The following is a 24,703-nucleotide window of genomic DNA, read 5'->3' as shown; positions in this document are numbered from 1 at the left end:
CGGCAGCAGTAAACGGTCACGCGCAATGGGTGGCTAAGAAGAGAGAATTCCCCGTTGACGTATCCACTTAAGCGGCGAAACATCTGAGCACTTTATAATGAAGAAATTGCTCGAAATACCGAAGGTCTATGATTGGTTTCAGCAGGTAGCAGGCGGCACGCGGGCGCGCGAGCACTTCATTCGCGAACATGTGCGGCCTCAGCCTGGACAGCGGGTGCTCGATATCGGTTGCGGCACCGGCGCCATGCGCAGTTTCTTCCCCGACGTTGATTACCATGGTTACGATCCGTCCGAAGCGTATATCGAGCAGGCCAATCGCGAGCAACCAGGGCAGTATACCTGTAAAATACTCACGACTGAAAACTTTTTAGAAGCCGGGCAATTTGATGTCGTTCATAGCACGGGCGTGCTTCACCACCTGCCAGACGATCAGGTGCTCGGCCTGCTGAGCGTGGGAGCGAAGGCCCTCAAGCCAGGCGCAAAGATGTTCACGCTCGACGGCTGTCACCTCGCGTCAGAGTCCTGGCTGGAAAAAACGTTTCTCAATATGGACCGTGGCAAGTTTGTTCGCCCACGTGAGGATTTTGAAGCATTAGCCCGCACCGTCTTTTCCGATGTAACGGTCTACGAATACCCGAGACTGTTTCGCCCAATGCCATATCCAGTCCTGATTATGGAAATGCAAAACGGCAACTGACGCTACTGGAGCGCCTTCTCCGCCACGATGATAAATCGCCGCATCCGCATCGCGTGACGCCGCCGCATCTCCGGATCGATGGACTCCAAATAACGATCCAGAACTTCCTGGGCAAAGTCCTGACGTTCAGCGCCTTGCAAATGTCGAATTTGCGGAACCCAGCTCAGCAGGAATTGAAATAGATGCTCACGCGAAGGCCATTCATCAAGCGCGTGGATTTCCTCAATGCGTTTCAGGAACAGTCCGGAACCTTCAATATAACTTCGCATCTCACTGAGTGTGAAGTGGTTGTAGGGATCAGAAAAATCGTCAAAGCTGGAGCGCCATTTAGCTGAATTCACAACTGCCTCAACCGTCGTCCAGAAGTGTTCTTGATTCGCCTGAAACCCAACCAACGCCTTGCCTCCCGGTTTCAGCGCACGGTGGACTCCAGCCCAAACAGCTGGCTGATCCCGCATCCAGTGAAAGCAACTGAAGGAAATGACGTGGTCGAATGCGGCGTCGAAAGTCAGCGCTTCACCGCTCATTTGCTCGAAGCAAAGATTGGGAACCCCCGCGTGCCGCTTATTCGCAAAGCGCACCATGTCAGCAGTTAAATCCGTGCCAACAACCTGCCCCTGCGGAACCTGCTCCGCGACCCAACGCGTGATTTTCCCATCGCCACAACCGATGTCCAAGATGGCGGCATCCGGCTTGAACTCGATGAAACGCAACGCCTCCATCGCGTGCCGCCATTGCAGGGAGGAAGCGTCCGCGTATTCTGAGGCAGACCAATTATCGTGAGGCATCGAGTTTAAATCTTAGGATCGTCAACATAGCGTCTAATGAGCGCATTTGAGGGCACAGAATACGGATCCAACACCTTACGTGCACATTCAGCCCCGGCCGTCGGCAACAAGTTCGGATCGAGCAAGCCCACCTGTACGAGCAGGGACGCATGATCCCAATAAATATGCTCGCTGACCAGCTTGTCTCCCTCAAACTGAATAATAACCACCTTGGCCAATTCGATTTTTTTGCCCGTTGCCTCGACTCCGGGCAACAGCCAATCCATGCGGACCGAATGCGTACACTTGAAGATAAATTCATCAGCCAGACTATTGTCTCCAATGGTCCGTGAAACGGGAACGAGCTCTACGTCGTCCGGCATGTTCGGAATAAAATATTTGCCGTAAAAATACTCCACGTGCTCTCGCCCCACACCGCCAGTGATAACCGGCACATGGTTCACGTAGCAGTCTGCCACCATGGTATCGACGGCCGCAGTTTCATCTTTTTCTGTAAACTCGGTGTCGATGTGTCTTTGCCAGAGTTTTTCCAACTGTGCTTGCCGTTCAGTCATAGGAATCATCTAGCGATAACTTCGTTTCGCATCAAGCCCTGAGCCAAGGCAGGTGATGCAGTCTCACCAAGTTCACCAAAATGCCACAACAAGCATCCCGCCTCCGGCGAGGCGCAACTTATACGTAGGCGCTTGTCATGCGGCGCCAGTAGTAGCCACGGTGGGCTTCTTCGTTCCATGTGTGTAGCTTGTGCGGGATGCCCTTGCGGCGGAGGCTGGTGCTGAAGTCGACATTATGCCGGTAAAAAGCGTCCTCACGACCAATCACGATCTGGATGTCCATGCGGCGCATGGCTTCGAGCACGTTGTGATCGCGTAAGTTGGGAATGAAGTGCGCTGGCGTGTGATAATAGACATCCTGGTCGTAGTAGCCATCGAAGAGATCACGGAACCCGTTCATGTGCGTCGTCAGGTCGAAACGACCGCTGAATGAGCACAGTTTGCAGAACAGATGCGGGTGGCGCAGCGCAATGTTGGTGGCATGGTAGGCGCCCAGGCTACAGCCAAAGGAGATTACCGGCGCGCCGGGAGAATTGTATTCCATGAGCGGAAACACCTCCTCGAGAATGTATTGCTCATACTTCATGTGGCGCTCAATGCGCCCGCGCGGTTCCGCCCACCAGCAGTAGAAGCTCTCGCCGTCAATCGAGTCCAAGCAGTAAACCTGCACGTGGCCAGCGGCGATTTTGTCGCGCAAACGGTCGATGATGCGCAGGTCTTCGTATTGGTAAAACGTGCCGCCGGCCGTTGGGAACATGAGGATCTTGGTTCCGGAGTGGCCAAACACGAGCAACTCCATGTCACGCTCCAGGCGCGGGCTGAGCCACTTGTGATATTCACGCTTTATCTCGGGGCGTGTATCGATCATTTCAGGCTCAGCTTTTTTAGTAGGAGCCTTGGCCCGCTTGGCGCGGGAAGCTGCTTTTGGTTTTGGCGCCTTGGCAGTTGTTTTCATTCGCAGTGTGGTGGTCAGGTGGTGGTCGGTTTAGAATGGTTAAAGGTCTTTGAAGAATGCGCAAATTTCATCCATGATTTCCTGGCTCTGCTTAGCCTCCTGTGGGTAGGCAAAGTGGCCAGCGTCCTGGACATAAAGCGCCTTAGGGCCGGCGAGCGCGTTGTAGACTGCAAATTGGCCAGGCGGGCACACATTGGGATCAAAGAGCGCGCAGGCGGAATGCGTCGGAATCTTAATGTGCGTCGCGGCAATGGCCGCATCGTAGTATGGCAAAGTCTTTTCGGCGACGCCCGGGTATTTCTTGACGAAATTCCGCACGGACTCGCCACTCCCCTGCCCTGGGCATTGCAGGCGAATCGGATGATGGCCAAAAGTCGGCACCCGTAAGTGCGCCTTGCTGATACGGTCGTCCCAAGGCAAAGCCAAGGCGCCCAGACCACCGCCAAAACTGCCGCCCAAGTAACCAATGTGCCCAGCGATTTGTGGGTAGAGATTTAGCAGAACCGTAACGGCGATCCACGTATCCTCCACGCAACCGCGAATCACATAGCGATCTCGCTTGTCGATATCGTGGAGCACGTGCCATCGCGCCTCGTGGGAGATCGGCGGGCTCATGCTGCGCGACCATTGCCCCCGCATGCACGGAAAAATAACCGCCGATTCGTCCAGCGGGTAATGCGTATCGCCATTGCCCCGCCCGCCATAGCCATGGCCAACCACGAAGCCGCGCCGCACCTTGCCTTTGGCCGGAACCACCATCCAACCGCCGATCTTCTGACCATTGGTGGATGTATAATAGACGTCAAATAAGCGCCAACCGTTCTCAGTGACGCCAGTATCGACGACGCTCGCTTTGGGCTGAACCTTCATGGCTTGCTCATAAGCGCCCTTCCAGAACTCGACGAAACCTTCAGGCTCCGGCGGAGGCGTGATCTCCAACAAAGTCTCCAACGTGTAGCCATACGTTGGATCGAACGGAAATGGATGTTTGGTCGGAACCATCAGCTTGGAGAATAAAAAAGACGCCAAAATCGGCGCACTTGGCAAGACAATCGCCCAGCAAGAGCAATTATGCTACCAGATCGTCAAATTTGCATGAAAAAGTTTAATGAGAGCCCGCGCCGTGGCGCGGGAGGAAAAAGGAAAAAGATTAAAGGAAAAAGTGGCGTGGAGTCATGGCCCTTGAACAAATTTGCGATATGGAGCGCGTAGCCTTCGGGCGCTACGCTATGCTTGGTGGGGTTTGGTTTGGAAAGCGCCAAAAGGCTCGCCACTCTAAACCACCTCCACGCCACTTTTTCCTTTAATCTTTTTCCTTTTTCCTTTCCCATCAAACCATGAGCCACTCCTCGTTGATTCTTACCCTCAGTGGACGCGACCAGCCCGGCCTGGTGGAGCGTCTCGCCCGTGTCATCGCCGATAATGGCGGCAATTGGGAACAAAGCCGCATGGCGCACCTGGCCCAACGTTTCGTTGGCCTGCTGGAAGTGCACGTCGCAACCGAGCAAGCCGCAGCGTTGTGCGACGCCCTGCGTGAAGTTCCCGATCTGGAACTGACCATGCATATCGAAGAGCGTGCGCCCAGCCCCTCCGGCCCGTATTTCAGCCTGGACTTGGTTGGCAGCGACCAGCCGGGCATCGTGCAAAAGATCAGCCGCGCACTGGCGGTGGCTGGCGTCAATATCGAAGAATTAGCGACTTCCACGGAAGCTGCGCCAGACTCCGGCGCACCACTATTCCGCGCCAAAATGCGACTCAGCGGTGGAAACGAAGATGCGCGTAACGCTATTCAGGAAGAATTGGAATCCATTGCCAGCGACCTGATGGTCGACCTCAAGCTTGCTCGTTAGCTAGCTGATTCGAGTGAATAAGGCTGTCCTTGGTTGCGGACTGAAGGCGTATAGATTCATTCTTAGTCAGTGCCATGCGATTCTCCGCGCCTGAAACTTTATGCTTTAAAATCTGCTTTAAGCTGTTTAAACAGATAAACTTATGAGTGCCGAAGTACTGCGCAGCCCGGGTGATGACTATATCCGGCAATTCTCCATTTTTGCGGATAATAAAGTCGGTCGATTGAACGACATCATCATGCAGTTAGCTCAGCATGACATCCACATCCTTTCCATATGCACGGTCGATACGACGGACAGCGCAATTATCCGGCTGATTCCGGATTATTGGGAGGCAGCCAAGTCGCTCTTTGAAGAACAGGGACTTTCCTTCTCGCTCAATGAAGTCATGGTCGTCGAATTCGAGTCCGAGCAGGATATCCGCAATGTCACCTGCGCCCTCACCCAGACCGAAATCAACATCCACTACACCTATCCGATGTTGATGCGCCCACAGGGCAAGTGCGGCCTCGTCCTCCACTTGGAAGACAACGACATGGCTACAGACATCCTGACTTCAAGCGGCATTAAAGTGCTCAAGCTGAACGACCTCGCCCGTTAAAGCCGTCACTAAGCGCCGATTAAGTTCGTGCTGCCTCGCACCACCAGCTCATGCTTAAAGCGCTGGGTCTTGGCTTCTGGCAGATCCCCCTCTTCCCGGTACTCAAAAAGATAACGGCACGCAGCTGTCACCATCTCCTCGATTGGAATACTCATGGTGGTGATGTCCGCATGGCTGGAGTACGGATCATTGTCATAACCGGTGATCATGACATCTTCCGGCACCCGAAAACCATTACGGTGCATGAGCGTCATCAGCCGAGACGCAGATGAATCTGACCAGCATGACACCACGGGCGTCTGCCCTGATTCTTTGGACTGACGCAGAAATGCGAAAAACGCATCCAGAGTCGCCGCGTCTTCAGCAAAATCATTTTCGATGGCGATCATGTGGTCGCCATCAGCCAGATGCTCTGCCGTAAATTTGACGAATGCTTTCTCACGCGCACTTAAGACTTTGGAACGGCTCCGATTGGACATCATCACCATGCGACGGCTGCCAACTTGCTCATAAAGATACTTGAGCAAGACCCGCATCGATGCCTCGTCATTGTCTAGCGCCTGATACAAGCCGTCCAACTTCGGATTCTTGCGCCGAATTAACCCGACCGCCACGCCATTGCGCAACAGCTCATCGATGTAGTTCTTATATTCGCCTTTGGGGCAAAACACGACCAACCCTTTGCAACCCAGCGAGTAAATGCCACCGCTCTTCGAGGGGTCCAAGCGACGCGTGATATCTTCCTCCGCAAACAGTTTGCAATCGTAGTCACGGTTGGAAGCGATGGCGCGAAAGGTCGATACAGCACGGTTGTAAAATCCATCATGCATGCAACCAGCCTCGGGCAGGACGATGCCGATTGAGCGCGTGGTCATACGCCGAGCCGCCGAAACGTTCCCCAAAAGGTCGTAGTTCAATTCACGCGCAACCTGCCGGACTTTCTCACTGGTCGCTTCACTAATGTCGCCCTTGTTGTTAAGCACAGACGATACCGTGTAGATGGAGTAGCCTGACGCCTGGGCGACATCGCGAATAGTAGCTCTGCGTTTGGTCTTCATGAGTAGAACGATATAACTAACAACATAGAACTGCCTAACAAAACAATCGTTATTTTGGACGCCACTGCAATTTGTTTCAGAAAAAACAAAATCAACTGGATGATATCAACAGCGCCGCTGCCCCGACTCTTTAGGCCAGCTGCGAGCAAGAATTAAGCGCCCGCATCACGCTTATAACAGAAGATAAGGTCTCGGTGGAACATCCGCATTACACTTGTGTTCGACCTCAACCTTCACCAATACCTAACCCCATGAGCTTTAAACCCGACATGATCTGGGGCGCCGCCACGGCGTCTTATCAAATTGAAGGCGGCTGGAATGCCGATGGTAAGGGCGCGTCCGTCTGGGATCGCATGGCCCGTTGGCCAGGCAAGGTCAAACACGGCGACACAGGCAATGTCGCCTGTGACCACTTCAACCGCTACCCCGAGGATGTCGCATTGATGAGTGAACTGGGCTTGAAAGCCTATCGTCTTTCATTGAGCTGGCCTCGCATCATGCCCTCTGGAAAAGGCGCAGTTAACCAAGCAGGCCTCGATTTCTACAACCGTCTGATCGATACCCTGCTAGAAGCCAATATAACGCCCTGGGTCACCCTCTTCCACTGGGACTATCCCCTCGACCTTTTCTATGAAGGCGGCTGGATGAATCCGGCAAGCCCTGACTGGTTCGAAGCCTACACTGAAGTGGCGGTCAAATCACTCGGCGACCGTGTGAAGCACTGGATTACCCATAATGAACCACAGATGTTCATCGGCCTGGGCCACGAGGTGGGCGAACATGCACCCGGCATGAAGCACCCACGTCCCGACCTGGTGCGCATGATTCACAACACCCTGCTCGCCCACGGTAAAGCCTGCTTGAAGATTCGCGAACACGTGGAGGATGCGCAAGTCGGTTGGGCGACCGCTAATGGCGCTTATCTGGTGGAAGATCCCAGCGATGCCGAGGTCGTCGCCAAGGCCAAGGAGGATCAATTCGATTATGTTGAAACAGGCGTGATGGCGTTCCAACCAGCAGTCTGGAATGACCCTGCTTTCTTTGGAAAGTATCCAGAAAACTACCTGAAATTGCATGGCTGCTCCCTCCCCAAAGGTTGGGAAGACGACATGGCGATCATTCAGCAGCCTCAGGATTTCAGCGGATTGAACACCTATAATTCAGGCCGGGAATATTACCGCAATGAACAAGGCCAAATCGCCTACCGCGAACCGGACGACTACGGCCCTGGCTCGCCTCGTACGCACTTCCACTGGCCAGTAACGCCCGGCAGCCTCTACTGGACGCCTGTCACTTTCTACGAGCGCTACGGCAAGCCTATCGCAATTCTGGAAAACGGACTCAGCGGAGGAGACTGGGTGCACACCGATGGCAAATGCCACGACTACCACCGCATCGATTTTCTGACGCGCTACCTTTCGGAACTGCGTCGCGCCGCGCAAGACGGCGTCGATGTCGCTGCGTATTTCCAATGGTCAATGCTGGACAACTTTGAATGGGCCGAAGGCTACGATCACCGTTTCGGCTTAGTTCACATTGACTTTGAAACGCTCAAACGCACCCCCAAAGATTCCTACTACTGGTACCAAGATGTGATCAAAAGCAATGGGAGTAATTTCTAAGCGCTGGAGAGGCGCTTACGCTCCTCGCCCTTAAACATTTCGTGTGCTTCGCGCAGGATCCCTGGAATTTTTTCGGCAAACGGGTGGCCATTGACCGCATTGATGACGTCTTCGTCTTTAAAGTCGGTTGCTTTCTGGCCACCCATCCAGTGGTCGCCATTGCCAAGCATGCCATAGCGGTATTTGCCGTAGCCATCCATATCGAGGCCCTTGGCCAGCGTCCAAAGCCGCAGAATGTATTGCAGGTTCACTTCGCCCGGAGCGTCTAAATAACTCGGCAAACCCTCGACATAGCTCGGCCACCAATCGGCGCCCAGCTCGGCGGCAATGGCGTCGTTGATCCGCTGCTCGATCGGCGCAATGGTCGCATCGATGTTGTCGTAGTGTTCGAGCGCGTCGATCTGCGGGTCAAATTGATCCGGCTGCGCCACGCCTACGCTTAGCGTGTGCACCTCCGGACGACGCAGGCAGAAAAGCGTGTTGAAGCCCATCGGCGTCAGCGGATCGCACAAGTCCACCAGCTTCTGCGGCGGGTTAAAAAGCTGACCGCCCTTGTCGTTCGGGCTGATGATGAAGACGCCCATGTCCTGCTTGGTCGCTGCCTCAACAGCGGCCCAGTTTGTCTGGTTGATGAAATACCAGTGCAGGTTCACGTAATCGAACTCACCCGTCTCGGCCGCGCGGACGATGACGTCGCAAGGCGCGTGGGTGGAAAAACCAATGTGCTTGATGCGGCCGTCTTTTTGCCAGCGACGCGCGACCTCCATGCAGCCGCCCTTGCGAACGGTCCAGTCGAGAATTTTGTCCAAGTTGATGCCATGGAAGCCAAACAGGTCCAAATATTCACAGCCCAATCGGTCGAAGGTATTTTCCAGAATCTCTTCAAACTTCTTCGGGTCTTCCTGCGGCGCCACCTTGCTCTGCAAAATATATTTTTCGCGTGGAATGTCTTTGAATACACGCTTCAACTGCACTTCCGAACTGCCATAGCCACGCGCCGTTTCGATGTGGTTAATTCCCAATTCGAGTGCACGGTGGATGCAGCTCGTGATGCGCTCCTGCTCCTCCGCCTTAATTTTGTCCGCAGGAATGTCGTCCCATGACTGTTGGTAGCGCATGCCACCGGCAGTGATTACGGGCATTTGAATTTCAGTTCGGCCAAATCGTCGATAATGCATAACAAGACTGGAGAGGGATTAATCCATGACACACCGATGCATGTCCACGCAAAGCTATAATGCGCTTTGCCATGGAAGCAAACCACTCAACAGCTTTTATGCTCCCGGCAATAATTGGGCAGCAACAGTCGAACGGCGCAGGATGCGGAGAGGATGCCTTCAGCTAAAAATGATAGGCGGCCCGGCCAACCAAAAAGGCCGGGCCGCCCTTTTCCCCTTTTCACTATGCCTATTTGGCGAATTGAATGGCGGGCTCCAGGTCCAGACGCCACCAGGCTGCGGTGGTTCGCTTGTCCTTGCGCCGCTTCCAGAAACGGCGAGACTTCTGCGCCTCGTCGAGGAAACTTGGGCCCATCTCCACCTTTTCAAAACCGAATCGTTTCGGCAGCTTGGTGTAGAGTGAACGCGGCGGCGCGCTGTCTTCCGTCAACTGCTTGTAGAGCAGCCCCGACTCCCACGTGTGATAATACACCCGCGAAACGCCGAGCTCCTTGTAGAGGAACCACAGGGCCGCCGACAACATGGCCTCGTCCCACACATCGAGCAAGGGCTCGAGGTTGCGATCGAAGTAGCTGATCACGTTCCCCACGGTGGACTGCCACCAGCGGTCATCGAGCTTCAGCTGACCGCGCTTCAGTTCCTTAGCCAAGTGACTACGTTGATCCGCAGCCTCGCGTAGCCAGTCGGTTTGAATTTCCTCAATCAAGGCCACGCCGCGATCAAGGTCGATATCCAGACGCGCCCAAGCCAGCGTATTAAACTGGCCCACGCGCACCGGGTGAAACGTCCACGCGAAGTAGCTGCCTCCATCCGGACCAACCAGGTTGCGGTATTCGCGGTCATGCTCGGCGGGAAAGTTCAGCTGAAGCACGAGGTTCCAGCCGGAACGCGAAGTCTGAAACCAGGAATCGTTCTGATTGCTCGGCTCCTGCCCCCACTCGCCCAATGTTAAACGGAACGCATGCACCTCCTGATCACTCGGCCAATAGTAGCCCAAGCGCTCGCCATCGACCAAGCCATCGGGCCACTTCGACAGGTAACGCGCGAAGGCTTCCTTCTTGGCGAAGCGTTGCCATTGCGCGTGTTGTTTGAGCGAAGAAGCCGTGGCCTGCGCCTCGCCCAGTTTCCACTTGAGTATCTGGAATAGATAAGCGTCTTTGAAGTAATAATACTTGGTGCGCCCCTCGGGTAAACAATCCCGAATCAGGCGCAGTTCTTCGGTATTCATAACTAGGTGCGCCTCCCAGCGCAGTAAAGCTTTGTATTGCAAAGTAAAACAGGCAGCCCGCAAATGGACTACCTGCATTGATTAAAAAATGAATGCCCGCGGCTACTTGTCCGAGCGTCGGCCCTTGGGCGACTTCATCGAGAAGGTGAAGCTATCCTGCTTGCGCACCCAGCGGATCCATTTCTCCATTCCCGGTGCGGTTCGCAGCTTCTCCAGCGTGTTGTATTCGTCGCGAAGTTCGTTATTCGAAAAAAGCTTATGGACCTGGTCGCCGCAGTTTCGGCAAACATCAATGGTGTCCGTCCCGCCCTTGGATCGCGGCACTAGGTGATGTTTCTCGGCATGCTTAGCCGGTGTGGCGCGACCGCAGAGCGAGCAGGCAAGATCTTCAACGATTTTCTTCGACATGAGGGGGCGATTACTTTGCCCCACAAAGTTAATTTTTGCGGTGTAAATTTCAAGCATGGCGTTATATGAAAAATAAAGCCCCGGAGTCGTTGGCCCTCCGGGACTGAGTTAGACTAGTTTGACAATGCTCTTGGTGAGCCCCTGCCCATCCCCAACGAAGATTTGCAGGTTCGACTTTTCAGCGATCTTTTCGACCGTCTCGAGCTCTCGCAGGCGCAGGAGCGTCGGGTTGTCTTCGATCATCTTGGCCGTGTTGAGCTGGCTGCGCATGGCGGCCGTTTCTTCGCGGCGTTTGATGACGTTGGCTTGGGCGGCCTTTTCGGCTTCGATGACTTGGTTCAGGAGCTCCTTCATGTCACCCGGCAGGATGACATCGCGGATACCCAGCCCCTTGACTGCGAGACCGTAGCCTTCGGCCTTTTGCTGGATAGACTTCAGGGCGTCGTGCGCCACCGCAGTCTTGTCCGTCAGCAATTGGTCGAGGGTGCGGCCGCCGACTTCCGCACGGATGATCAGTTGAAGCTCACGGTAGAGCGCCTGTTCGGCGTCCTTCACGGTTTCAGCTGCCTTGCGGACATCGACGATGCGGTAGGTCAGCACGGCGTTCAGACGCAGGGTTACCTTGTCTGCCGTCATTATTTCCTGCCCGCTCACGTCGAGGACTTGCTCACGCAGATCGTATTGGCGGACGCGGACGTTGCCCACATCCTTCCAGAACGCGTAGCGGCCCGGGGAGAGAAGTTCAGTGAACTTCCCATCCTGGTAAAGCACGCCCTGCTCGTTGTCTCCGATTTCGTAAACCGCGAGCTGGCGAAGCGCCTCGGCGTGCTTAAAGATGACGTCGAGCTCATCGTAGATGAACTGCGGCATCGTCGCGTCGATCAGGTTGACGCGGGCCTCATGCCCTTCCTTTAGGTAGGCGTAGAGGCCCGGCCCCAGAATGCAATGGAAGCGGCCGTTAAACCACACCAGTGCGCGCTGGTTGTCCTGAACATCGACGAAGGATGCGAACGCGTCGAGCTGACCGTCTTCACGGAGCTTTTCGAGTTCGTTGTCGTGCATCGGTAGCCACGGGAGCGCAAAGGACTCACGGCGAACGGTCAGACCGTTCTTCCAGTAGCCAATGGTTCCCGGACCGTAAACGCCGTGAAAGCGTCCGTCCACGTAAACTACGCTGCCGAGGTTTTCGGCAGTTTCGTAAACGTCTAGGTAACGCTTGGCCACAGCGGTCTTGAGGATGACGTCGGCTTCGTCGTGGCGGAACAGGATGTTGCGCACATCCATGATTTCCACGCGGACTTCAACGACGGTTTTCCAGTAGGCGTAGAGCCCCGGCTCGAGGATGCCGTGGAAACGGCCGTCCAGCCAAACGAGCGCGCGCTGCGTATCCTTCAGGTCTATGAACGCTGCGTGCTCTTGAATGGCGGGAGATTCGCGAAGCTGACGCAGCTGCGTCGCCGGCATTTCGATCCACGGCTTGCCCTGCCAGAGCTTGCCGATGGACACTCGCCAGAGTGGATCGAAGTACCAGGTGCGACCCGGCTTCAGCAGCTTCACGAAACGTCCGTCACGGTAAACGAGACCAAAGTGCTCATACGGAATGTTCACATATTTGATCGGGATCATGTTCGTGTTGGGTTGAGGTTTCAGAAGAAGCACACAACGCACGCAGCCGTAACCTTCCGGGGTCACGCTCAGCCATGCGTCTGCACTTAGGTTAAAAAGAAAATGGGCCCGCGGGGAGTTGGACAAATCGATCAGCCACGCGGCGGACTCGCGGGTCCGCGCTTAAGGAAGCCAGTTGGCTGAGCGCGACTTTGGCGCATACTTTGCAACGCAGAGTATTTCCACGAAAGAAGCTGCCTCAGGTTCGCCTCAATCGCATCCATACCCAACGTGCGCGGTATGCACCGCCGTCTTGCCCAGTCAAGTAGCAACCGGTATCCACGCCGACACAAGCGGCCGCGGCGCTGGCGCGAAACTGCCTATTGCTAAACAATCCGCGCCGGGCTTTCACGAAATGCCAAGGCTCCCCTTGGGCTTTTGTTTTTGCTTTGCGTTCCTCTCGTACTGGCATTGCTAGCACCCTATGCTAGTGGCATTTTTTAAGTCTTAACCGTGACTTCCTTTGGTGGATAAGGAGGGATTCGAACCCTCGACCTCTGGTTTACAAGACCAGTGCGCTAACCTGACTGCACTACTTTTCCGATTGCTGTTCGGGAATCGAACCCGAGACTAATGGATTTTCGATCCACTGCTCTACCAACTGAGCTAACAGTTCTCTTGGCGAAGATAAGCGGAATCGAACCGCCGACTTACTCGCTTACGGCGAGCTGCTCTACCACTGAGCTATATCCTCAGATGTCTATGTTTCTCACGTCGCTTAGACTGCCTGAAACGGAACGGCGAATCGCAAGACCATCAAAATGGACGCAAGACGCCGCCGTCGACCGACGTGGAAAGGGTTATGAGCGCGCTAACCGAACGTTCGATTGAGCGCGCAGAAATTCATGTGATTGGCGGAATGCAAAAATTACTCATGAGCCGAGAATTGAATGATACCACGAGATGGGTTTTAAAAGAATGGACTGGTCCCGATTCTGATCATGTCTGAGCCCGCTGAAGACGAATCATATCTCGTTTCGCTTACAATAATTGGCGATGTCATAATTTCGTGTATTAGTTTATCACCTGTCTCCAGAAAAGTTCACTCTGAGCCTAAACTCCTTTAAAATCTTTTCCGGATTATCAGCTAATTTTGAATACAGTTTGTATATCATGGCGGATCGTTAGTTACGCTGTTTAGTCTTTATTTTAGTTAGAATGTTTCATGCTCTCAGTATAATATTTCGAAAGGACGAGGTTAATTACAGAATCGCACTTCGTTTATCATGGTCGCTGAAATATTGGAGGCGCCGCCGGGATTCGAACCCGATAGAGCGGACTTTGCAGGCCCGCGCCCTCGCCATTGGGGTTCAGCGCCAGAGAAAAATTGAGATGGCAAAATGAGATGCTCAGCAACTCCGTTCCAAGCTTGCTTTGGCTACGGGAGAAGGGTTTGAACCTCCGATAGCAGATTCAAAATCTGCGGTGTTACCGACTACACTATCCCGTAAATTAAAATGGCGGGCACAGCCGGAATCGAACCGGCGTTTTCGCATAGACAATGCGTTGTCCTAGCCGCTGGACGATGCACCCGAAACAGTTGCAGAGACGGGAATCGAACCCGTACCGCCGGCGTATGAGACCGGAGCTCTATCCGTTGAGCTACTCTGCGATGAAAGGGAGTTACGAAGAGCGCATGACTAATCGCGAAGCCATGAGATGCGGCAGCATCTCGGTTCCAAGACGTAGCCTTGGCGGTGGTCAGGTGGGTGGGATTCGAACCCACTTCCCCAGGCTCACAACCTGATGCCCCTGCCCCTTGGGCCACGCACCTGCAGTTAAGAAAGAATATGAGATACGCCAGTATCTCGGGTGCAGGGCATTGCCCTGCTGGTAGGCTCAGGAGGACTCAAACCTCCAACGCAAGGTTCGCGCCCTTGCATGATCTTCGCTTTCACCATGAGCCCATCAGAAGCTTTGCAATGCAAAGCATATTTAGAAACTTGGTCGCAGAGGTGGGATTCGAACCCACGGAACGGCCAACGGGGCAATTCACTTGGTTCCAAGCCAAGTCGCTTTAGCCATACTCGCGCACTCTACGAAATTGGCGCCCCCGCATGGAATCGAACCACGGTCAACCGGGCAAAACCGGCTGTTCTACCATTGAACTAAGGAGGCAAAAGAAATTGCGGTACGCGGATTGCGGTACGCGGAATTTATGACCAGCCCTGCTGGTAGTGATGCCGGGAATCGAACCAGGGTCGACCGGTTATCGGCCGGTTGCTCTGCCATTGAGCTACATCACCATGCAGTAAATAAAATTGGTGGACGGTACGGGAATCGAACCCGCCGCACGATGCTTGCAAAGCACTGTCGCCTCCATGGCACATGCCCGCCCAATCCAATCTCGTTGCAACGTAAAGTTGGTAACCAAGGAGGGATTCGAACCCACACATTACGGTTCTTAAGACCGATGCCTCTGCCGTTGGGCTACTTGGCCAGAATAGAAAGTTGGCAGAGGACGGTGGAATCGAACCACATTCCCCACGGGGAATCGGCGGCTTAGCAAGCGGCGTCGCAACCCACTACGCAGCATCCTCTGTAGAATGTGAGATGCGCAGCATCTCGGTTCCAAGGCTTGCCTTGGAAAATTGCGCCGCCGTCTGGTTTTCTCCGCATCCTAGCAGAGGGCCATTTCCTGGTGTTCCAACACAGACGGCGGCATCTTCCCTTTAAGGTAATAGTGATGGCTTCGGAGATCATTGTATCTCAGTAGCAGCCATTCGTTAATTATAGAAACGCGGCGCGTTTATCATGCACTCAGGCGTTTATGAAATTGGTGGACAGGGCTGACCGAAGGCATGCCGAAGCGCGAAAAAATGAGACACGCAGTTTCTCGGTTCCAAGGCGAAGCCTTGGTGGCTCGGTGGACAGGCTTCGAACCTGTAACTGCCTCCTTAACAGGGAGGGGTTCTACCAATTGAACTACCGCCGAACAAAAGAGAAAGTTGGATGCGACAGCATCCAGTTTCCAAAGCTGCGCTTTGGTGGCAGGAAGAGAAGGAGTCAAACCCTCGGCTCAAGTTTTGGAGACTCGCATGTTGTCGTTACACCACCTTCCTATTGCAAAAAAGTGAACCGCCGGGCATAGCGCGCCGACGGTTGAATTTAAAAGACGCGGTTTCGCGTCCGATTGCTGGGGCGATGCCCAGCTTTGATTTATAGATAAAGCACTGCTGTTTCGCCCCTCTCGCGATTTCCGGGAGTGGCCGGTATCGCGGTTTGGACGCCATTTACGAGACGTTCTACCTGACATAAGGCGGCCAGGGCGCCGTTCAACTGTTGCTTTAAATGCTGTAAAAACAAAAAGGCCCGAGTGCTTGATTGGAGGGCGACTCGGGCTTCACTGGTTATTTGATAACTCATTTCGGTTAATCCTTAGTAAACCGACAACCGCTCTTTCGCGGTTTGGGTGAAGCGCACCCTCTCGCCATTTGGCGAAAATCTGCCCAACTCGTCTGTGACCCATAGGCGGTATTAATGCCTAAGTCACCGAGTCGCTCGGAGCAGTTTGGTATGTGGTTAATCAGGTGCATGTCGTTTAGTTGGTTGATGCTCGGAATAATTTCCGAAGTTAATTGCTCTGTCAAATTTAAATATTATATTTTTTTATTTTTTATTTTTATGTATCAATATTTCAAGCTCCGCCCGGGCGGCTAACTAACCGGTTGCGGTAGGTCAGCGCCATCAGCAGCGCACAAAAAAGCCCGGAAGCAGATTGAGCTAACCGGGCCAAACGAATGTGTTCGTAGTAAACTTCTATCGATCGCAAAAATGCGTTAGTCGTTCAGTGGACACACGCGGCCCTCGGCCCATGGAGCCATAGCCAATCCATTGTGGATTCTTTGAGAAATCCTCATGACTGCCCTGTCGGCATAATATGACTGTGAGTCGCGTGATCATTGTTCGTGAAAAATATTGTTAGAAACCAACAGGCTTCTTGAGTCAACCGCCGAATAACGCAAATGCCAGAATGGCCTAAGCGTCTCCCAAATTGATTACGGCAACCGCGATCGCCCAACACAGGACGCCCATACGTCGGGTCACCTGCCATGCCACGCTAAAGAAGCGCTTCGCAGCGCCAGCGTTTCTGACGACGGTGGTGGTGGACTGTATGGTTGTGTTTTTCATAAAAGTGGTTGCAGGAAAGTTAATCCCGGGTCGAAATCAAGTGATTTCGGGAATCTTCACCTAAGCGTTGCATTGGGAACAACTAATGCTAAGGTTCGCGCCGTTACGCCTTGCCGACTGCTACACAGAAACTTATGCATCCTGTTCGCTAATGACGACTGAGCCACAACTGCGAATTGAAAACGTTAGCAAACGTTATGCCAACGGCAACGCCGTCTTGGAAAATTTCTCTTTAGATATCCAAAACGAGGATTTTGTTGCCTTCATTGGCCCTCGTGGCTGCGGCAAATCCACCATTTTGCGCTTAATTGCTGACCTCACCCCACTATCTTCTGGTCAAATTACTCACGCCAACGACGAAAATATCCACCAGCGCACGTCATTTATCTTCCAGGAATACGCGCTGCTGCCCTGGAGAACGGCGGAAAGTAACGTTGGCCTCCCCCTCCGCCTCCACGGCGAAAACAAGGAGGCAGTTGCGGAGCAGACGAAGGATGTGCTCAAGCTGTGGGACATCAACCATATCAGCAATCGCTTCCCGCTTCAACTGACTCCCGGCATGAAAGTCCGCACGGCCTTGGCTCGCGGGCTGATCACCAAGCCCCATTGTTTGCTGCTTGATGAGCCTTTTGCCGCACTAGACGCCATCACACGCAATAAGCTTTGCGTCGATCTGCTCAAAGTGCGCCAGAAACGTCACTTCACGGGCTGCCTGGTCACTCACTCGGTAGCAGAAGCGGTTTTTCTAGCCAATAAAGTCATCGTCTTGGCGTCGAACCCTGGTCGCATTGCTGAAATCATAGACGTGCCTGAACCTTACCCCCGAAAACTCTCCTGGCGTGAAAGTGATCTCTTTCAGGAAGCGTCCAATCAAGTCCGTAACGCCCTTAGCAAGGTTCAGGAGGCCGCCAAAAAAGCATGAGCGTGAAGTTTATTTTGCCATTCGTAGTTGCGGGGATCGCGATCATCATCTGGGCGTGCCTATCCTTGATGACCAATGAGATCACCCACATGCCGAGTCCCTTGAGCACTGCCCATGCCTTTTGGGCGGATCGCGGGGCCTTATTCTCCGCGTTAAGCGTGGACGCCGCCGCCATGTTTCTCGGCTTCATCTTCGCCGCAGCGCTGGGCGTTCTTTGCTCCATCGCACTCGTCACCTATCAAGGCCTCCGCCTGGCCTTAGCTCCGTGGATGATGATCGGTCGTATGGCGCCCATCATTGCCCTGGCGCCTCTGATCATAGTCAGCCCACTGTCCAGCTTCATGACCTTACTGGTGGTGACGACTGCGGCCTGCTTTTTTCCGGTCATTTCAGTGGCGACACCCGCGCTCATGGCCACGGATAAATCCCTTCTCGACCTATTTAAGACCTACCGGGCCAGCTATTGGCAGGAAATCGCCCTGCTGCGCCTCCCGCATGCCCTTCCCCAACTGATGACAGCCATTAAGCGCGCCGCAATCTACGCGCCAATGGCTGCCCTGGTAACGGACTACCTATCTGGTCTGCTCGCCAGCAAACCCGGCTTAGGCAGGCTTTTAGGCGAATACTACGCCGCCCAGAATTACGCTGGCGTCGCGGCGCTGTGCATCTTGGCGGCCATGCTGGGTGTGGTCATGGCGGGCACGGTACACGCGATTTCCGCTTGGACGCTCAACCACTGGCACGACAATGAGCATGGACATGCCTGATTTAATAAGACAGCGCTGGACGCCGCCGGTTTGGGGCGCGCGCACCTTCGTCATGGGGATCCTCAATGTAACCCCCGACTCTTTCTCCGATGGCGGGCAGTTCGCATCGCCCATCAACGCCTTGGGCCAAGCGCAGGCCATGATCCGTGAAGGCGCAGACTTGATCGATGTCGGCGCAGAGTCAACGCGACCAGGCGCCGAAGTAATCCCGGACGACGAGGAAATCGCGCGCCTGCTGCCCATTCTCGAAGCCTTACTTGAAGTGCTCGAAACGCCCATCTCGGTGGACACCTACAAGGCCTCCGTTGCGCGCAAGGCGCTCGAAGCTGGCGCGCACATCATCAATGACATTTGGGGCTTCCAACACGATCCAGACATGGCTGCGACGGTGGCGGAGTTCGGCGCCGGCGCGGTTCTCATGCACAATGCTCGGGGCGCCGATTACGACGGCGACATTGTAGACGAAGTGAAACGCTTCCTGGAAAAATCCGTGCAAATCGCAACGGATGCTGGCGTAGCCCCTGCAAATATCGTGCTCGACCCAGGCATCGGCTTTGGCAAAAGCGTTGAGCAAAACCTCACGCTCATGCGGCGTCTGGGCGAATTGCGCAGCCTTGGCTTTCCGATTCTGCTAGGCGCATCGCGTAAATCTGTCATTGGCAAAACGCTGGACCTCGAAGTCGACCAACGTCTCGAAGGCACCATCGCAACGAGCGTCGTCGGCGTTCAGCAAGGCGTTGACATCATTCGCGTCCATGACGTCCAGGCGAACCTGCGCGCCATTCGCATGGCGGACGCCATTTATCGCCATGGATAAAATCCACCTGCGGGACCTAGCGTTTTATGGCTACCACGGCTGCCTGGACTTTGAGAGGCGCGATGGTCAACCATTCTATGTCGACCTGACTCTGCACCTCGATTTACGCCCGGCGGGCCTGAGCGATGATCTCGAACACACGGTCAACTACGCCCAGGTTTTTGAAATCGTGCGCACCGTGGTGGAGGTGGAAAGTCACAACTTAATCGAGCGCGTCGCTGAGCACATTGCGGCTCAAATTCTGGATATTTTCCCCATCATACAAAGCGTGGATGTCGAAGTGAAAAAGCCCAACGCCCCCATTGCGGGCAACTTCCGGGAAGTCGCTGTCGCCATTAGCCGCGAGCGGGAATCTTAAACCACGCACTCTGGTTCGGGTTCAGAAATCTGGCGCATTCGCCAAACTGGCAAACTATCTGCACTTACCACTAACTGCATGAGCGAACATAACGCGGACGAAACCAAAAAATCAGCACCCGAAGAAGTTTCGGAATCCCCCCAGGAACCCACTCATCAGCACGCGGCATCCGATGCGCCAACGCCTATAGAGGCGGATGATGAGTCGACGGTTGACGACGAACTCGAGCGCGGGATGAAAAAGCTCATCGTTGACGCGATCTGCTCACGCGTCATGACGGTGATAACCGGCGGGGCATTCCTCGTTGGCATGGGCTTAGCGCTGGGCGCCAGCAATTTGGTGATCGGTATTTTGGCCGCAATCATGCCATTAAGCCAGGTAGTCCAAATTCCGGCAATCCTCCTCGTCAACTGGACTCCTTCACGTAAAAAGCTGGTGATCGGCGCGGCGACGCTCGGGCGTATTTTCCTCTTAAGCATTGCCGCGATTCCGTTTTTGGCGCCGCCCGAGCTCGCGGTCCCGGCCTTTCTGTTTTGTCTGGCGATGTTCTTCATCCTGAGCGCCATCGCGGGCTGCTCCATGAACTCCTGGATGCGCGACCTGATCCCGCAAGATCAATTCGGCAGCTTCTTTGGCAAGCGGCTGGCCATCGCAACACTGGTTGGCGCCGTGCTGATGGTGGTGGCCGGCGTCGTGGTCGCCCAACTGCAAAAAGCCACCAATAATGATGCGATGGCCTACGCCTCGGTATTCGTGATCGGCGGCATCTTTGGCATCATCGGCGCCCTGTCACTGAAAGGGGTGCCTGAGCCCGTGGTGGAGAGACGCAAAGGGCTCTCGTTCCTGAAAATCATGGTCGAACCCTTGAAAGATAAGCGCTTTCGCAAGCTGCTGTATTTTTCGGCCACTTGGAATTTTGCGATCATCATGGCTGGCGCATTCGCCGCAGTTTATATGCTGGAGCGAGTCGAGATCAGCATTGGCGTGGTCGTTGCCCTGGCTGTCCTCAACCAGCTCATCAACGCGTGGTTTTTCAAGCTTTGGGGCATGCTGGCCGACCGCACCAGCAACAAAGCGATCCTCCAGGTTGCTTGCCCGATCTTTATCTCCACGATCATCATGTATCCCTTTACGACGATGCCGGAGCACTGGGCGGGGAGCATCCCGATCCTGATCGTGATCCACGTGCTGGGCGGCATTGCAACGGCGGGCTTCATGCTCTGCACAGCCAACATTGCCCTGGAATTTGCGCCCAAGGGCCAAGCGACGGCCTATCTCGCGACCAACGCCACCCTCGCCGGCCTCGCAGCCACCTGTTCGCCGATCCTGGGCGGCTGGATGGCGGACTTTTTCAACGAACGCGAGTTCCGCATCACCGCAAGTTACCGAGCCCCGGAGGGCGTAGTGGACATCCCGGCGATGATTCTGGGCGGCCTGGATTTCGTCTTCATCCTGGCGGCCTGCGTGGGGCTGCTTGCGCTGCATTTTCTCTCTAAAATCGAGGAAGAAGGCACGATCGAGGAAAAGGAAATCCTCAACCAGGCCTACGCCTCGGCCCGCAGCAGCATATTTGGATTATCCAACATGGTCGGCATGCGGCGCTTTGCTTATTTTCCGTTGGAAATGCTGGATACCGTGGCCCTCCAGCCGACACGCCGCATGGCGGGCGCTGTGCAAAAGGGCTTTTCCGACGCAACCGGCGTTTTCCGATCGCAGCGAACGGCTGAGAACGGAAAGAAAAATCCGCCCGATCAAGAGCTCCCCAGCTAGCCGATGGACACGAATCAACCCATCGGAGGAGATTCGGACTTGAACGCGAGCGGGCAGCTTTCATGCTCTTACTATGCGATTCCGCATACTGGGCAGCAGTAGTTCGGGGAACGCGGCGCTCCTGATAACGCCGCAATGCAAGGTGCTGATTGACGCCGGGTTTTCCGGGCGGCGCCTCCGCGACAAGCTGGCCGCAATTGGCGAATCACTGGAGTCCATCGACGCGGTTTTCCTGACGCACGAACATGGCGACCACACCGCTGGCCTGCGTGGGCTGAGCCGCCTGCCGCAAATCAAGTTCTTCGCCAACCGCGACACGGCCCGCGCCGCGCAAGCCAAGCTCGAACGCAAGGTCAACTGGGGCCTGTTTGAAACCGGCGTCAGCTTTCAATTTGCAGATCTGACGATTCACCCATTTTCCATTCCTCACGACGCGCACGACCCGGTGGGCTACGTTTTCGAGTGTGGCGACGGGAGCCTGTTTTCGCCATTTCGCAAACTCGCCTGGCTAACCGATCTGGGCTACGCGCCGCAGCTAGTAAAAGAGCGCATCCGCGATTGCGACCTGCTTGTCCTGGAGGCCAACCACGATCTCGAACTCCTGGAACGCTGCGAAAAACGCCCTTGGAGCACCAAGCAGCGCATCCGTGGCAGACATGGCCATTTATCCAACGACGCCGCGTTCGAATTGCTAACAGAGGCGCTCAGCCCCCGCTGGCGGCACATCTGCCTGGCCCACTTAAGCAAAGACTGTAATTGCCCGGACCTCGTGCACCGCCATTTTGAGCCTTTGCGCAACGGAAACTACAACCTGCGAATCGACGTTTTTGACCCTGCCCTCGATGTGGGTCAGGAGTACAACCTTGCCGCGGGCTGGTAAGGCCCATTAGCAGGGATAATTCATTAAGAATTGACTGCGCCGTACTTGCGAAATTCATCAGGCGCCATAAGTTGTGGTCATGGCAAAAAAGAAATCCAAGAAATCCACATCGACTAACCCGGTTTCCGACGCGCTTCGCCAGATCGTGGCGGACACCTACGCCTTGATGGGACAGACGCACCTCTGTCACTGGAACGTCGAAGGCCCAGGCTTCTTCGCCTTGCACACCGCGTTTGAAGAGCAATACACCGAACTTTTCGCTGCGGTGGATGAAATTGCCGAACGCATACGCGCCCTCGGCTCTTATGCTCCCGGTGGTTTGGGCAACCTCGCCGCAATGGCCGGCTACGAAGAGCTCAAGGAGAATGCGACCGACAAGGAAATGGTTTCCCATTTGGCCACCCTGCATAAGCAAACCATCAAAAACTTGGTCACTGCTCGTAATTTAGCTGGCGACGAAGGCGACGACCAGACTGAGGACCTCATGATTGCGCGCATTCAGGTTCATGAAAAGACTGTATGGATGCTTGAGAGCTACCTTAAATAAGGTCTAAATAATCTAATTCTTCCTAAGGGCCCGGCTGATATAAAGCTGGGCCCTTTTTGTTCATTCACAATTAATTCACAGCCATTTAAGTTATTCACATCGCAATGTGAATAACTTTATAAATCTTTTAACTACTCATTAACAGCATTTTACGTACTGTTTAAAAATCAGTATAGTGAATCGACTTTACAACTATTAGGCACATCGCCTTATTGAGCGCTCGAATTGTTACTAACTTTACTGTGTAGTTAATGACGAACTTAATGCGAATCACTGGTTGTAGCTTACTGCTGCTCTTGGCCTCCCGCGCTCAAGCTGCAGAGGTGGAGCTTACCCACTATGAGCGCCTAGTGGTCGCATCGTGCTTAGTCCTGGAAGCAGCCTCTGAAGGTCCCGAAGGCATGCAGGCTGTGTTGAACGTCATTCAAAACCGCGCCAATGGCGACCTGACCCGCGTCATGGGCGTCGTCTGCCGCCCCAAGCAGTTCACGGCGCTCAACAGCGTAACCGGCGTTCGCAATCCGGATTATGGCCCCATTATCGAACGCGCAACGCAGGACCCCAATTTCAGCGCCGCTTACGACATGGTGATCCTCATGGAGAAGGGTCAACTCGCCGATCTCACTGGCGGAGCCGACCATTATCACGCCGATAATGGCGAAACTCCGTATTGGACCGAAACCATGTTGCCAACCTGCACCATCGGCAAACACTCTTTTTATCGCAGCGACAAAGCACCCGCAAACTTGGTCGCCGAATACCCTTAAACACTTTCAAGCGTCGTCGTCAGGCATCTTGCGTTAGTTAGGTAAAGCCGATCCAGTCCTTACCACCTTGCCAGCGACGACGCAGCTTTGAACCGGCAATCTTCGGATTGCCGGTTTCATTTTGCCCATCACCTCTCGGAAAGCGCCCCAAAGCGCAATGTCGCGTCAACGGAACAGCCCTCGGGGGCTAGAGCACTTTTCATCTAGATTGGCCGATCAGGCCGCAGTGATTTTTCGTGTCCAGCAAGGCGGCTTAAGCGTCGCAGGCTGGAAGCCTGTGAGCGAAAAGCCAACAACGCTGGCGCGGAAAAGCACTCGGTTTAGGGCTTGGGGACAGATTGGAAGTTCGCGGCGTTGGCATTTCAATCACGGGCTTCCAGCCCGCTCAATCAAAGCCGCCTTGCGCTGCATCCAATCTCTAACCCACCTGACTCGGCCAATCTAGATGAAAAGTGCTCTAAAGAGTGTTTTTCTACGAAAAGGTGAATCGCCCAATGCAGTGCGATTCAGATGCTCTGCCTACAGCTGCAGCGACGGTTTTCGCGTGCGTAAGTCGTTGATTCCCAGCTCGGATTATTAGTGAAAGCCACTCACTAATAAAATGCTCGTGCGTTCACTTTTTGTTTGCGACCAGGCGTTGAAATCTTAGTGTCTTATTGATCACTTTATTTCCCTTTGTACGTTACCTCCCGGACGTAGCATAGGCGTCCCGCCTGTGCCCTACCCCATCTAACTGCACACAGACGCATCCCCATCGCATTGGTGTCCAGCCGGTGTATTCAGTCAGTTGGAAATCGGGGCACAGGCGAGACGCCTATGCTACCCAATTGCGCCACTCAACTCCCACAACTTACCCACATTACACACCTTACCCACACTACCCACATCCCCCCTCCTCCCCAACTTTCAAACCTCCAAACTTTCGAACCTTCGAACCTCCAAACCCATGAACTCCCCCTCCCCCCAACATCCGCCATAGCAACCACCACGCAGGTATCCCAGTCGACGCCATGCGGGGCCATTCGGATCGCGTGCATTGCGTGACGGGCAAACGGGCTCATTCGCGGACTGGCTTGGTGACAGCAACCAGTCTCGCGACGCCCACCGTTGCCCGACCCACTCTTTGCACGACGCCCTATG

22 protein-coding genes and 14 tRNA genes are annotated in these 24,703 nt (G+C 54.5%); 12 read left to right on the top strand and 24 right to left on the bottom strand.

Going from position 1 to position 24,703, the window contains the following annotated elements; translation table 11 throughout:
• The first annotated feature begins 97 nt into the window (after nt 1-97).
• A complete protein-coding gene (locus RBB63_RS03320) occupies nt 98-697 on the top strand; it encodes a class I SAM-dependent methyltransferase (protein ID WP_309381060.1) in 600 nt (199 codons plus the stop codon).
• A 2-nt stretch (nt 698-699) separates the two neighbouring features.
• Here RBB63_RS03320 and RBB63_RS03315 read toward each other — a convergent pair whose 3' ends face one another.
• The 4 genes from RBB63_RS03315 to RBB63_RS03300 all read right to left on the bottom strand — a co-directional run bounded on the left by RBB63_RS03315 (nt 700) and on the right by RBB63_RS03300 (nt 3,999).
• Nucleotides 700-1,485: a class I SAM-dependent methyltransferase gene (locus RBB63_RS03315; RefSeq protein WP_309381058.1), complete on the bottom strand. Its 786-nt coding sequence runs from the start codon at nt 1,483-1,485 to the stop codon at nt 700-702.
• Between the two features lie 5 nt (nt 1,486-1,490).
• Nucleotides 1,491-2,039, bottom strand: coding sequence for an ester cyclase (locus RBB63_RS03310; RefSeq protein WP_309381056.1), 549 nt, complete (start codon nt 2,037-2,039; stop codon nt 1,491-1,493).
• A gap of 118 nt (nt 2,040-2,157) precedes the next feature.
• The gene (locus tag RBB63_RS03305) at nt 2,158-2,994 is read right to left on the bottom strand and encodes an esterase family protein (protein ID WP_309381054.1); all 837 of its coding nucleotides are present in this window, start codon (nt 2,992-2,994) and stop codon (nt 2,158-2,160) included.
• Between the two features lie 39 nt (nt 2,995-3,033).
• Entirely contained in the window at nt 3,034-3,999 is a 966-nt protein-coding gene (locus RBB63_RS03300; RefSeq protein WP_343219115.1) for an acetylxylan esterase, read from the bottom strand.
• 332 nt (nt 4,000-4,331) lie between these two features.
• Here RBB63_RS03300 and RBB63_RS03295 point away from each other — a divergent pair, with 332 nt between their 5' ends.
• Nucleotides 4,332-4,844, top strand: coding sequence for a glycine cleavage system transcriptional repressor (locus RBB63_RS03295; RefSeq protein WP_309381050.1), 513 nt, complete (start codon nt 4,332-4,334; stop codon nt 4,842-4,844).
• A 142-nt stretch (nt 4,845-4,986) separates the two neighbouring features.
• Nucleotides 4,987-5,445 (top strand): acetolactate synthase, encoded by a 459-nt coding sequence (locus RBB63_RS03290; RefSeq protein ID WP_309381048.1) that lies wholly within the window; start codon nt 4,987-4,989, stop codon nt 5,443-5,445.
• A gap of 8 nt (nt 5,446-5,453) precedes the next feature.
• Here RBB63_RS03290 and RBB63_RS03285 read toward each other — a convergent pair whose 3' ends face one another.
• Entirely contained in the window at nt 5,454-6,503 is a 1,050-nt protein-coding gene (locus RBB63_RS03285; RefSeq protein ID WP_309381046.1) for a LacI family DNA-binding transcriptional regulator, read from the bottom strand.
• A 251-nt stretch (nt 6,504-6,754) separates the two neighbouring features.
• Here RBB63_RS03285 and RBB63_RS03280 point away from each other — a divergent pair, with 251 nt between their 5' ends.
• Nucleotides 6,755-8,125, top strand: a complete 1,371-nt coding sequence (locus RBB63_RS03280) for a GH1 family beta-glucosidase (RefSeq protein ID WP_309381044.1) — start codon at nt 6,755-6,757, stop codon at nt 8,123-8,125.
• Here the strand turns inward: RBB63_RS03280 and RBB63_RS03275 are convergent.
• The 19 genes from RBB63_RS03275 to RBB63_RS03185 all read right to left on the bottom strand — a co-directional run bounded on the left by RBB63_RS03275 (nt 8,122) and on the right by RBB63_RS03185 (nt 16,735).
• Nucleotides 8,122-9,267 carry an aldo/keto reductase gene (locus RBB63_RS03275; protein WP_309381042.1) on the bottom strand — a complete coding sequence of 382 codons (1,146 nt, stop codon included), beginning with the start codon at nt 9,265-9,267 and terminating at the stop codon, nt 8,122-8,124. The genes RBB63_RS03280 and RBB63_RS03275 overlap by 4 nt on opposite strands.
• 265 nt (nt 9,268-9,532) lie before the next feature.
• Nucleotides 9,533-10,531 (bottom strand): hypothetical protein, encoded by a 999-nt coding sequence (locus RBB63_RS03270; RefSeq protein WP_309381040.1) that lies wholly within the window; start codon nt 10,529-10,531, stop codon nt 9,533-9,535.
• 102 nt (nt 10,532-10,633) lie between these two features.
• On the bottom strand, nt 10,634-10,996 hold the full coding sequence (locus RBB63_RS03265) for an HNH endonuclease (protein ID WP_309381038.1): 363 nt from the start codon (nt 10,994-10,996) through the stop codon (nt 10,634-10,636).
• A gap of 51 nt (nt 10,997-11,047) precedes the next feature.
• Nucleotides 11,048-12,565 (bottom strand): slipin family protein, encoded by a 1,518-nt coding sequence (locus RBB63_RS03260; protein WP_309381036.1) that lies wholly within the window; start codon nt 12,563-12,565, stop codon nt 11,048-11,050.
• 503 nt (nt 12,566-13,068) lie between these two features.
• Nucleotides 13,069-13,146: transfer RNA gene (locus RBB63_RS03255), tRNA-Thr, on the bottom strand.
• Between the two features lie 3 nt (nt 13,147-13,149).
• A tRNA-Phe gene (locus RBB63_RS03250) sits at nt 13,150-13,220 on the bottom strand.
• A gap of 3 nt (nt 13,221-13,223) precedes the next feature.
• A tRNA-Tyr gene (locus tag RBB63_RS03245) sits at nt 13,224-13,298 on the bottom strand.
• Between the two features lie 548 nt (nt 13,299-13,846).
• A tRNA-Cys gene (locus tag RBB63_RS03240) sits at nt 13,847-13,922 on the bottom strand.
• 57 nt (nt 13,923-13,979) lie between these two features.
• Nucleotides 13,980-14,054, bottom strand: a tRNA-Gln gene (locus RBB63_RS03235).
• 8 nt (nt 14,055-14,062) lie between these two features.
• Nucleotides 14,063-14,137, bottom strand: a tRNA-Asp gene (locus RBB63_RS03230).
• A 7-nt stretch (nt 14,138-14,144) separates the two neighbouring features.
• Nucleotides 14,145-14,216: transfer RNA gene (locus tag RBB63_RS03225), tRNA-Met, on the bottom strand.
• Nucleotides 14,217-14,302: 86 nt separating this feature from the next.
• A tRNA-His gene (locus RBB63_RS03220) sits at nt 14,303-14,379 on the bottom strand.
• Nucleotides 14,380-14,548: 169 nt separating this feature from the next.
• A tRNA-Pro gene (locus tag RBB63_RS03215) sits at nt 14,549-14,645 on the bottom strand.
• Between the two features lie 4 nt (nt 14,646-14,649).
• Nucleotides 14,650-14,722: transfer RNA gene (locus tag RBB63_RS03210), tRNA-OTHER, on the bottom strand.
• Between the two features lie 54 nt (nt 14,723-14,776).
• A tRNA-Ile gene (locus RBB63_RS03205) sits at nt 14,777-14,850 on the bottom strand.
• A gap of 118 nt (nt 14,851-14,968) precedes the next feature.
• Nucleotides 14,969-15,044, bottom strand: a tRNA-Leu gene (locus tag RBB63_RS03200).
• A 419-nt stretch (nt 15,045-15,463) separates the two neighbouring features.
• Nucleotides 15,464-15,539: transfer RNA gene (locus tag RBB63_RS03195), tRNA-Asn, on the bottom strand.
• A 53-nt stretch (nt 15,540-15,592) separates the two neighbouring features.
• Nucleotides 15,593-15,666, bottom strand: a tRNA-Trp gene (locus RBB63_RS03190).
• Nucleotides 15,667-16,582: 916 nt separating this feature from the next.
• Entirely contained in the window at nt 16,583-16,735 is a 153-nt protein-coding gene (locus tag RBB63_RS03185) for a hypothetical protein (protein ID WP_309381034.1), read from the bottom strand.
• A 151-nt stretch (nt 16,736-16,886) separates the two neighbouring features.
• Between RBB63_RS03185 and RBB63_RS03180 the strand changes: the two genes are divergently transcribed.
• The 8 genes from RBB63_RS03180 to RBB63_RS03145 all read left to right on the top strand — a co-directional run bounded on the left by RBB63_RS03180 (nt 16,887) and on the right by RBB63_RS03145 (nt 23,563).
• A complete protein-coding gene (locus RBB63_RS03180; protein WP_309381032.1) occupies nt 16,887-17,657 on the top strand; it encodes an ABC transporter ATP-binding protein in 771 nt (256 codons plus the stop codon).
• On the top strand, nt 17,654-18,424 hold the full coding sequence (locus RBB63_RS03175; protein ID WP_309381031.1) for an ABC transporter permease: 771 nt from the start codon (nt 17,654-17,656) through the stop codon (nt 18,422-18,424). Before RBB63_RS03180 ends, RBB63_RS03175 begins: the two co-directional genes overlap by 4 nt.
• A complete protein-coding gene (gene folP / locus RBB63_RS03170) occupies nt 18,405-19,241 on the top strand; it encodes a dihydropteroate synthase (RefSeq protein WP_309381030.1) in 837 nt (278 codons plus the stop codon). Before RBB63_RS03175 ends, folP begins: the two co-directional genes overlap by 20 nt.
• Nucleotides 19,234-19,599, top strand: coding sequence for a dihydroneopterin aldolase (folB, locus tag RBB63_RS03165; RefSeq protein WP_309381028.1), 366 nt, complete (start codon nt 19,234-19,236; stop codon nt 19,597-19,599). Before folP ends, folB begins: the two co-directional genes overlap by 8 nt.
• A gap of 78 nt (nt 19,600-19,677) precedes the next feature.
• Nucleotides 19,678-21,369, top strand: coding sequence for an MFS transporter (locus tag RBB63_RS03160; RefSeq protein WP_309381026.1), 1,692 nt, complete (start codon nt 19,678-19,680; stop codon nt 21,367-21,369).
• Nucleotides 21,370-21,442: 73 nt separating this feature from the next.
• On the top strand, nt 21,443-22,249 hold the full coding sequence (locus RBB63_RS03155; protein WP_309381024.1) for an MBL fold metallo-hydrolase: 807 nt from the start codon (nt 21,443-21,445) through the stop codon (nt 22,247-22,249).
• A gap of 79 nt (nt 22,250-22,328) precedes the next feature.
• A complete protein-coding gene (locus RBB63_RS03150; protein ID WP_309381022.1) occupies nt 22,329-22,796 on the top strand; it encodes a Dps family protein in 468 nt (155 codons plus the stop codon).
• 251 nt (nt 22,797-23,047) lie between these two features.
• Nucleotides 23,048-23,563, top strand: coding sequence for a cell wall hydrolase (locus tag RBB63_RS03145; protein ID WP_309381020.1), 516 nt, complete (start codon nt 23,048-23,050; stop codon nt 23,561-23,563).
• Nucleotides 23,564-24,703: the final 1,140 nt, after the last annotated feature.

Origin of the sequence: Cerasicoccus frondis (genome assembly GCA_031296915.1) — a bacterium.
Taxonomy (GTDB): Bacteria; Verrucomicrobiota; Verrucomicrobiia; order Opitutales; family Cerasicoccaceae; genus Cerasicoccus; species Cerasicoccus frondis.
This window is presented reverse-complemented; position numbering and strand designations above follow the sequence as displayed.

Coding starts and splice junctions, on each gene's coding strand:
- RBB63_RS03320 (WP_309381060.1), top strand. CDS start 98: ATGAAGAAATTGCTCGAAATACCGAAGGTCTATGATTGGTTTCAGCAG.
- RBB63_RS03315 (WP_309381058.1), bottom strand. CDS start 1,485: ATGCCTCACGATAATTGGTCTGCCTCAGAATACGCGGACGCTTCCTCC.
- RBB63_RS03310 (WP_309381056.1), bottom strand. CDS start 2,039: ATGACTGAACGGCAAGCACAGTTGGAAAAACTCTGGCAAAGACACATC.
- RBB63_RS03305 (WP_309381054.1), bottom strand. CDS start 2,994: ATGAAAACAACTGCCAAGGCGCCAAAACCAAAAGCAGCTTCCCGCGCC.
- RBB63_RS03295 (WP_309381050.1), top strand. CDS start 4,332: ATGAGCCACTCCTCGTTGATTCTTACCCTCAGTGGACGCGACCAGCCC.
- RBB63_RS03290 (WP_309381048.1), top strand. CDS start 4,987: ATGAGTGCCGAAGTACTGCGCAGCCCGGGTGATGACTATATCCGGCAA.
- RBB63_RS03285 (WP_309381046.1), bottom strand. CDS start 6,503: ATGAAGACCAAACGCAGAGCTACTATTCGCGATGTCGCCCAGGCGTCA.
- RBB63_RS03280 (WP_309381044.1), top strand. CDS start 6,755: ATGAGCTTTAAACCCGACATGATCTGGGGCGCCGCCACGGCGTCTTAT.
- RBB63_RS03275 (WP_309381042.1), bottom strand. CDS start 9,267: ATGCCCGTAATCACTGCCGGTGGCATGCGCTACCAACAGTCATGGGAC.
- RBB63_RS03270 (WP_309381040.1), bottom strand. CDS start 10,531: ATGAATACCGAAGAACTGCGCCTGATTCGGGATTGTTTACCCGAGGGG.
- RBB63_RS03265 (WP_309381038.1), bottom strand. CDS start 10,996: ATGCTTGAAATTTACACCGCAAAAATTAACTTTGTGGGGCAAAGTAAT.
- RBB63_RS03260 (WP_309381036.1), bottom strand. CDS start 12,565: ATGATCCCGATCAAATATGTGAACATTCCGTATGAGCACTTTGGTCTC.
- RBB63_RS03185 (WP_309381034.1), bottom strand. CDS start 16,735: ATGAAAAACACAACCATACAGTCCACCACCACCGTCGTCAGAAACGCT.
- RBB63_RS03180 (WP_309381032.1), top strand. CDS start 16,887: ATGACGACTGAGCCACAACTGCGAATTGAAAACGTTAGCAAACGTTAT.
- RBB63_RS03175 (WP_309381031.1), top strand. CDS start 17,654: ATGAGCGTGAAGTTTATTTTGCCATTCGTAGTTGCGGGGATCGCGATC.
- folP (WP_309381030.1), top strand. CDS start 18,405: ATGAGCATGGACATGCCTGATTTAATAAGACAGCGCTGGACGCCGCCG.
- folB (WP_309381028.1), top strand. CDS start 19,234: ATGGATAAAATCCACCTGCGGGACCTAGCGTTTTATGGCTACCACGGC.
- RBB63_RS03160 (WP_309381026.1), top strand. CDS start 19,678: ATGAGCGAACATAACGCGGACGAAACCAAAAAATCAGCACCCGAAGAA.
- RBB63_RS03155 (WP_309381024.1), top strand. CDS start 21,443: ATGCGATTCCGCATACTGGGCAGCAGTAGTTCGGGGAACGCGGCGCTC.
- RBB63_RS03150 (WP_309381022.1), top strand. CDS start 22,329: ATGGCAAAAAAGAAATCCAAGAAATCCACATCGACTAACCCGGTTTCC.
- RBB63_RS03145 (WP_309381020.1), top strand. CDS start 23,048: ATGACGAACTTAATGCGAATCACTGGTTGTAGCTTACTGCTGCTCTTG.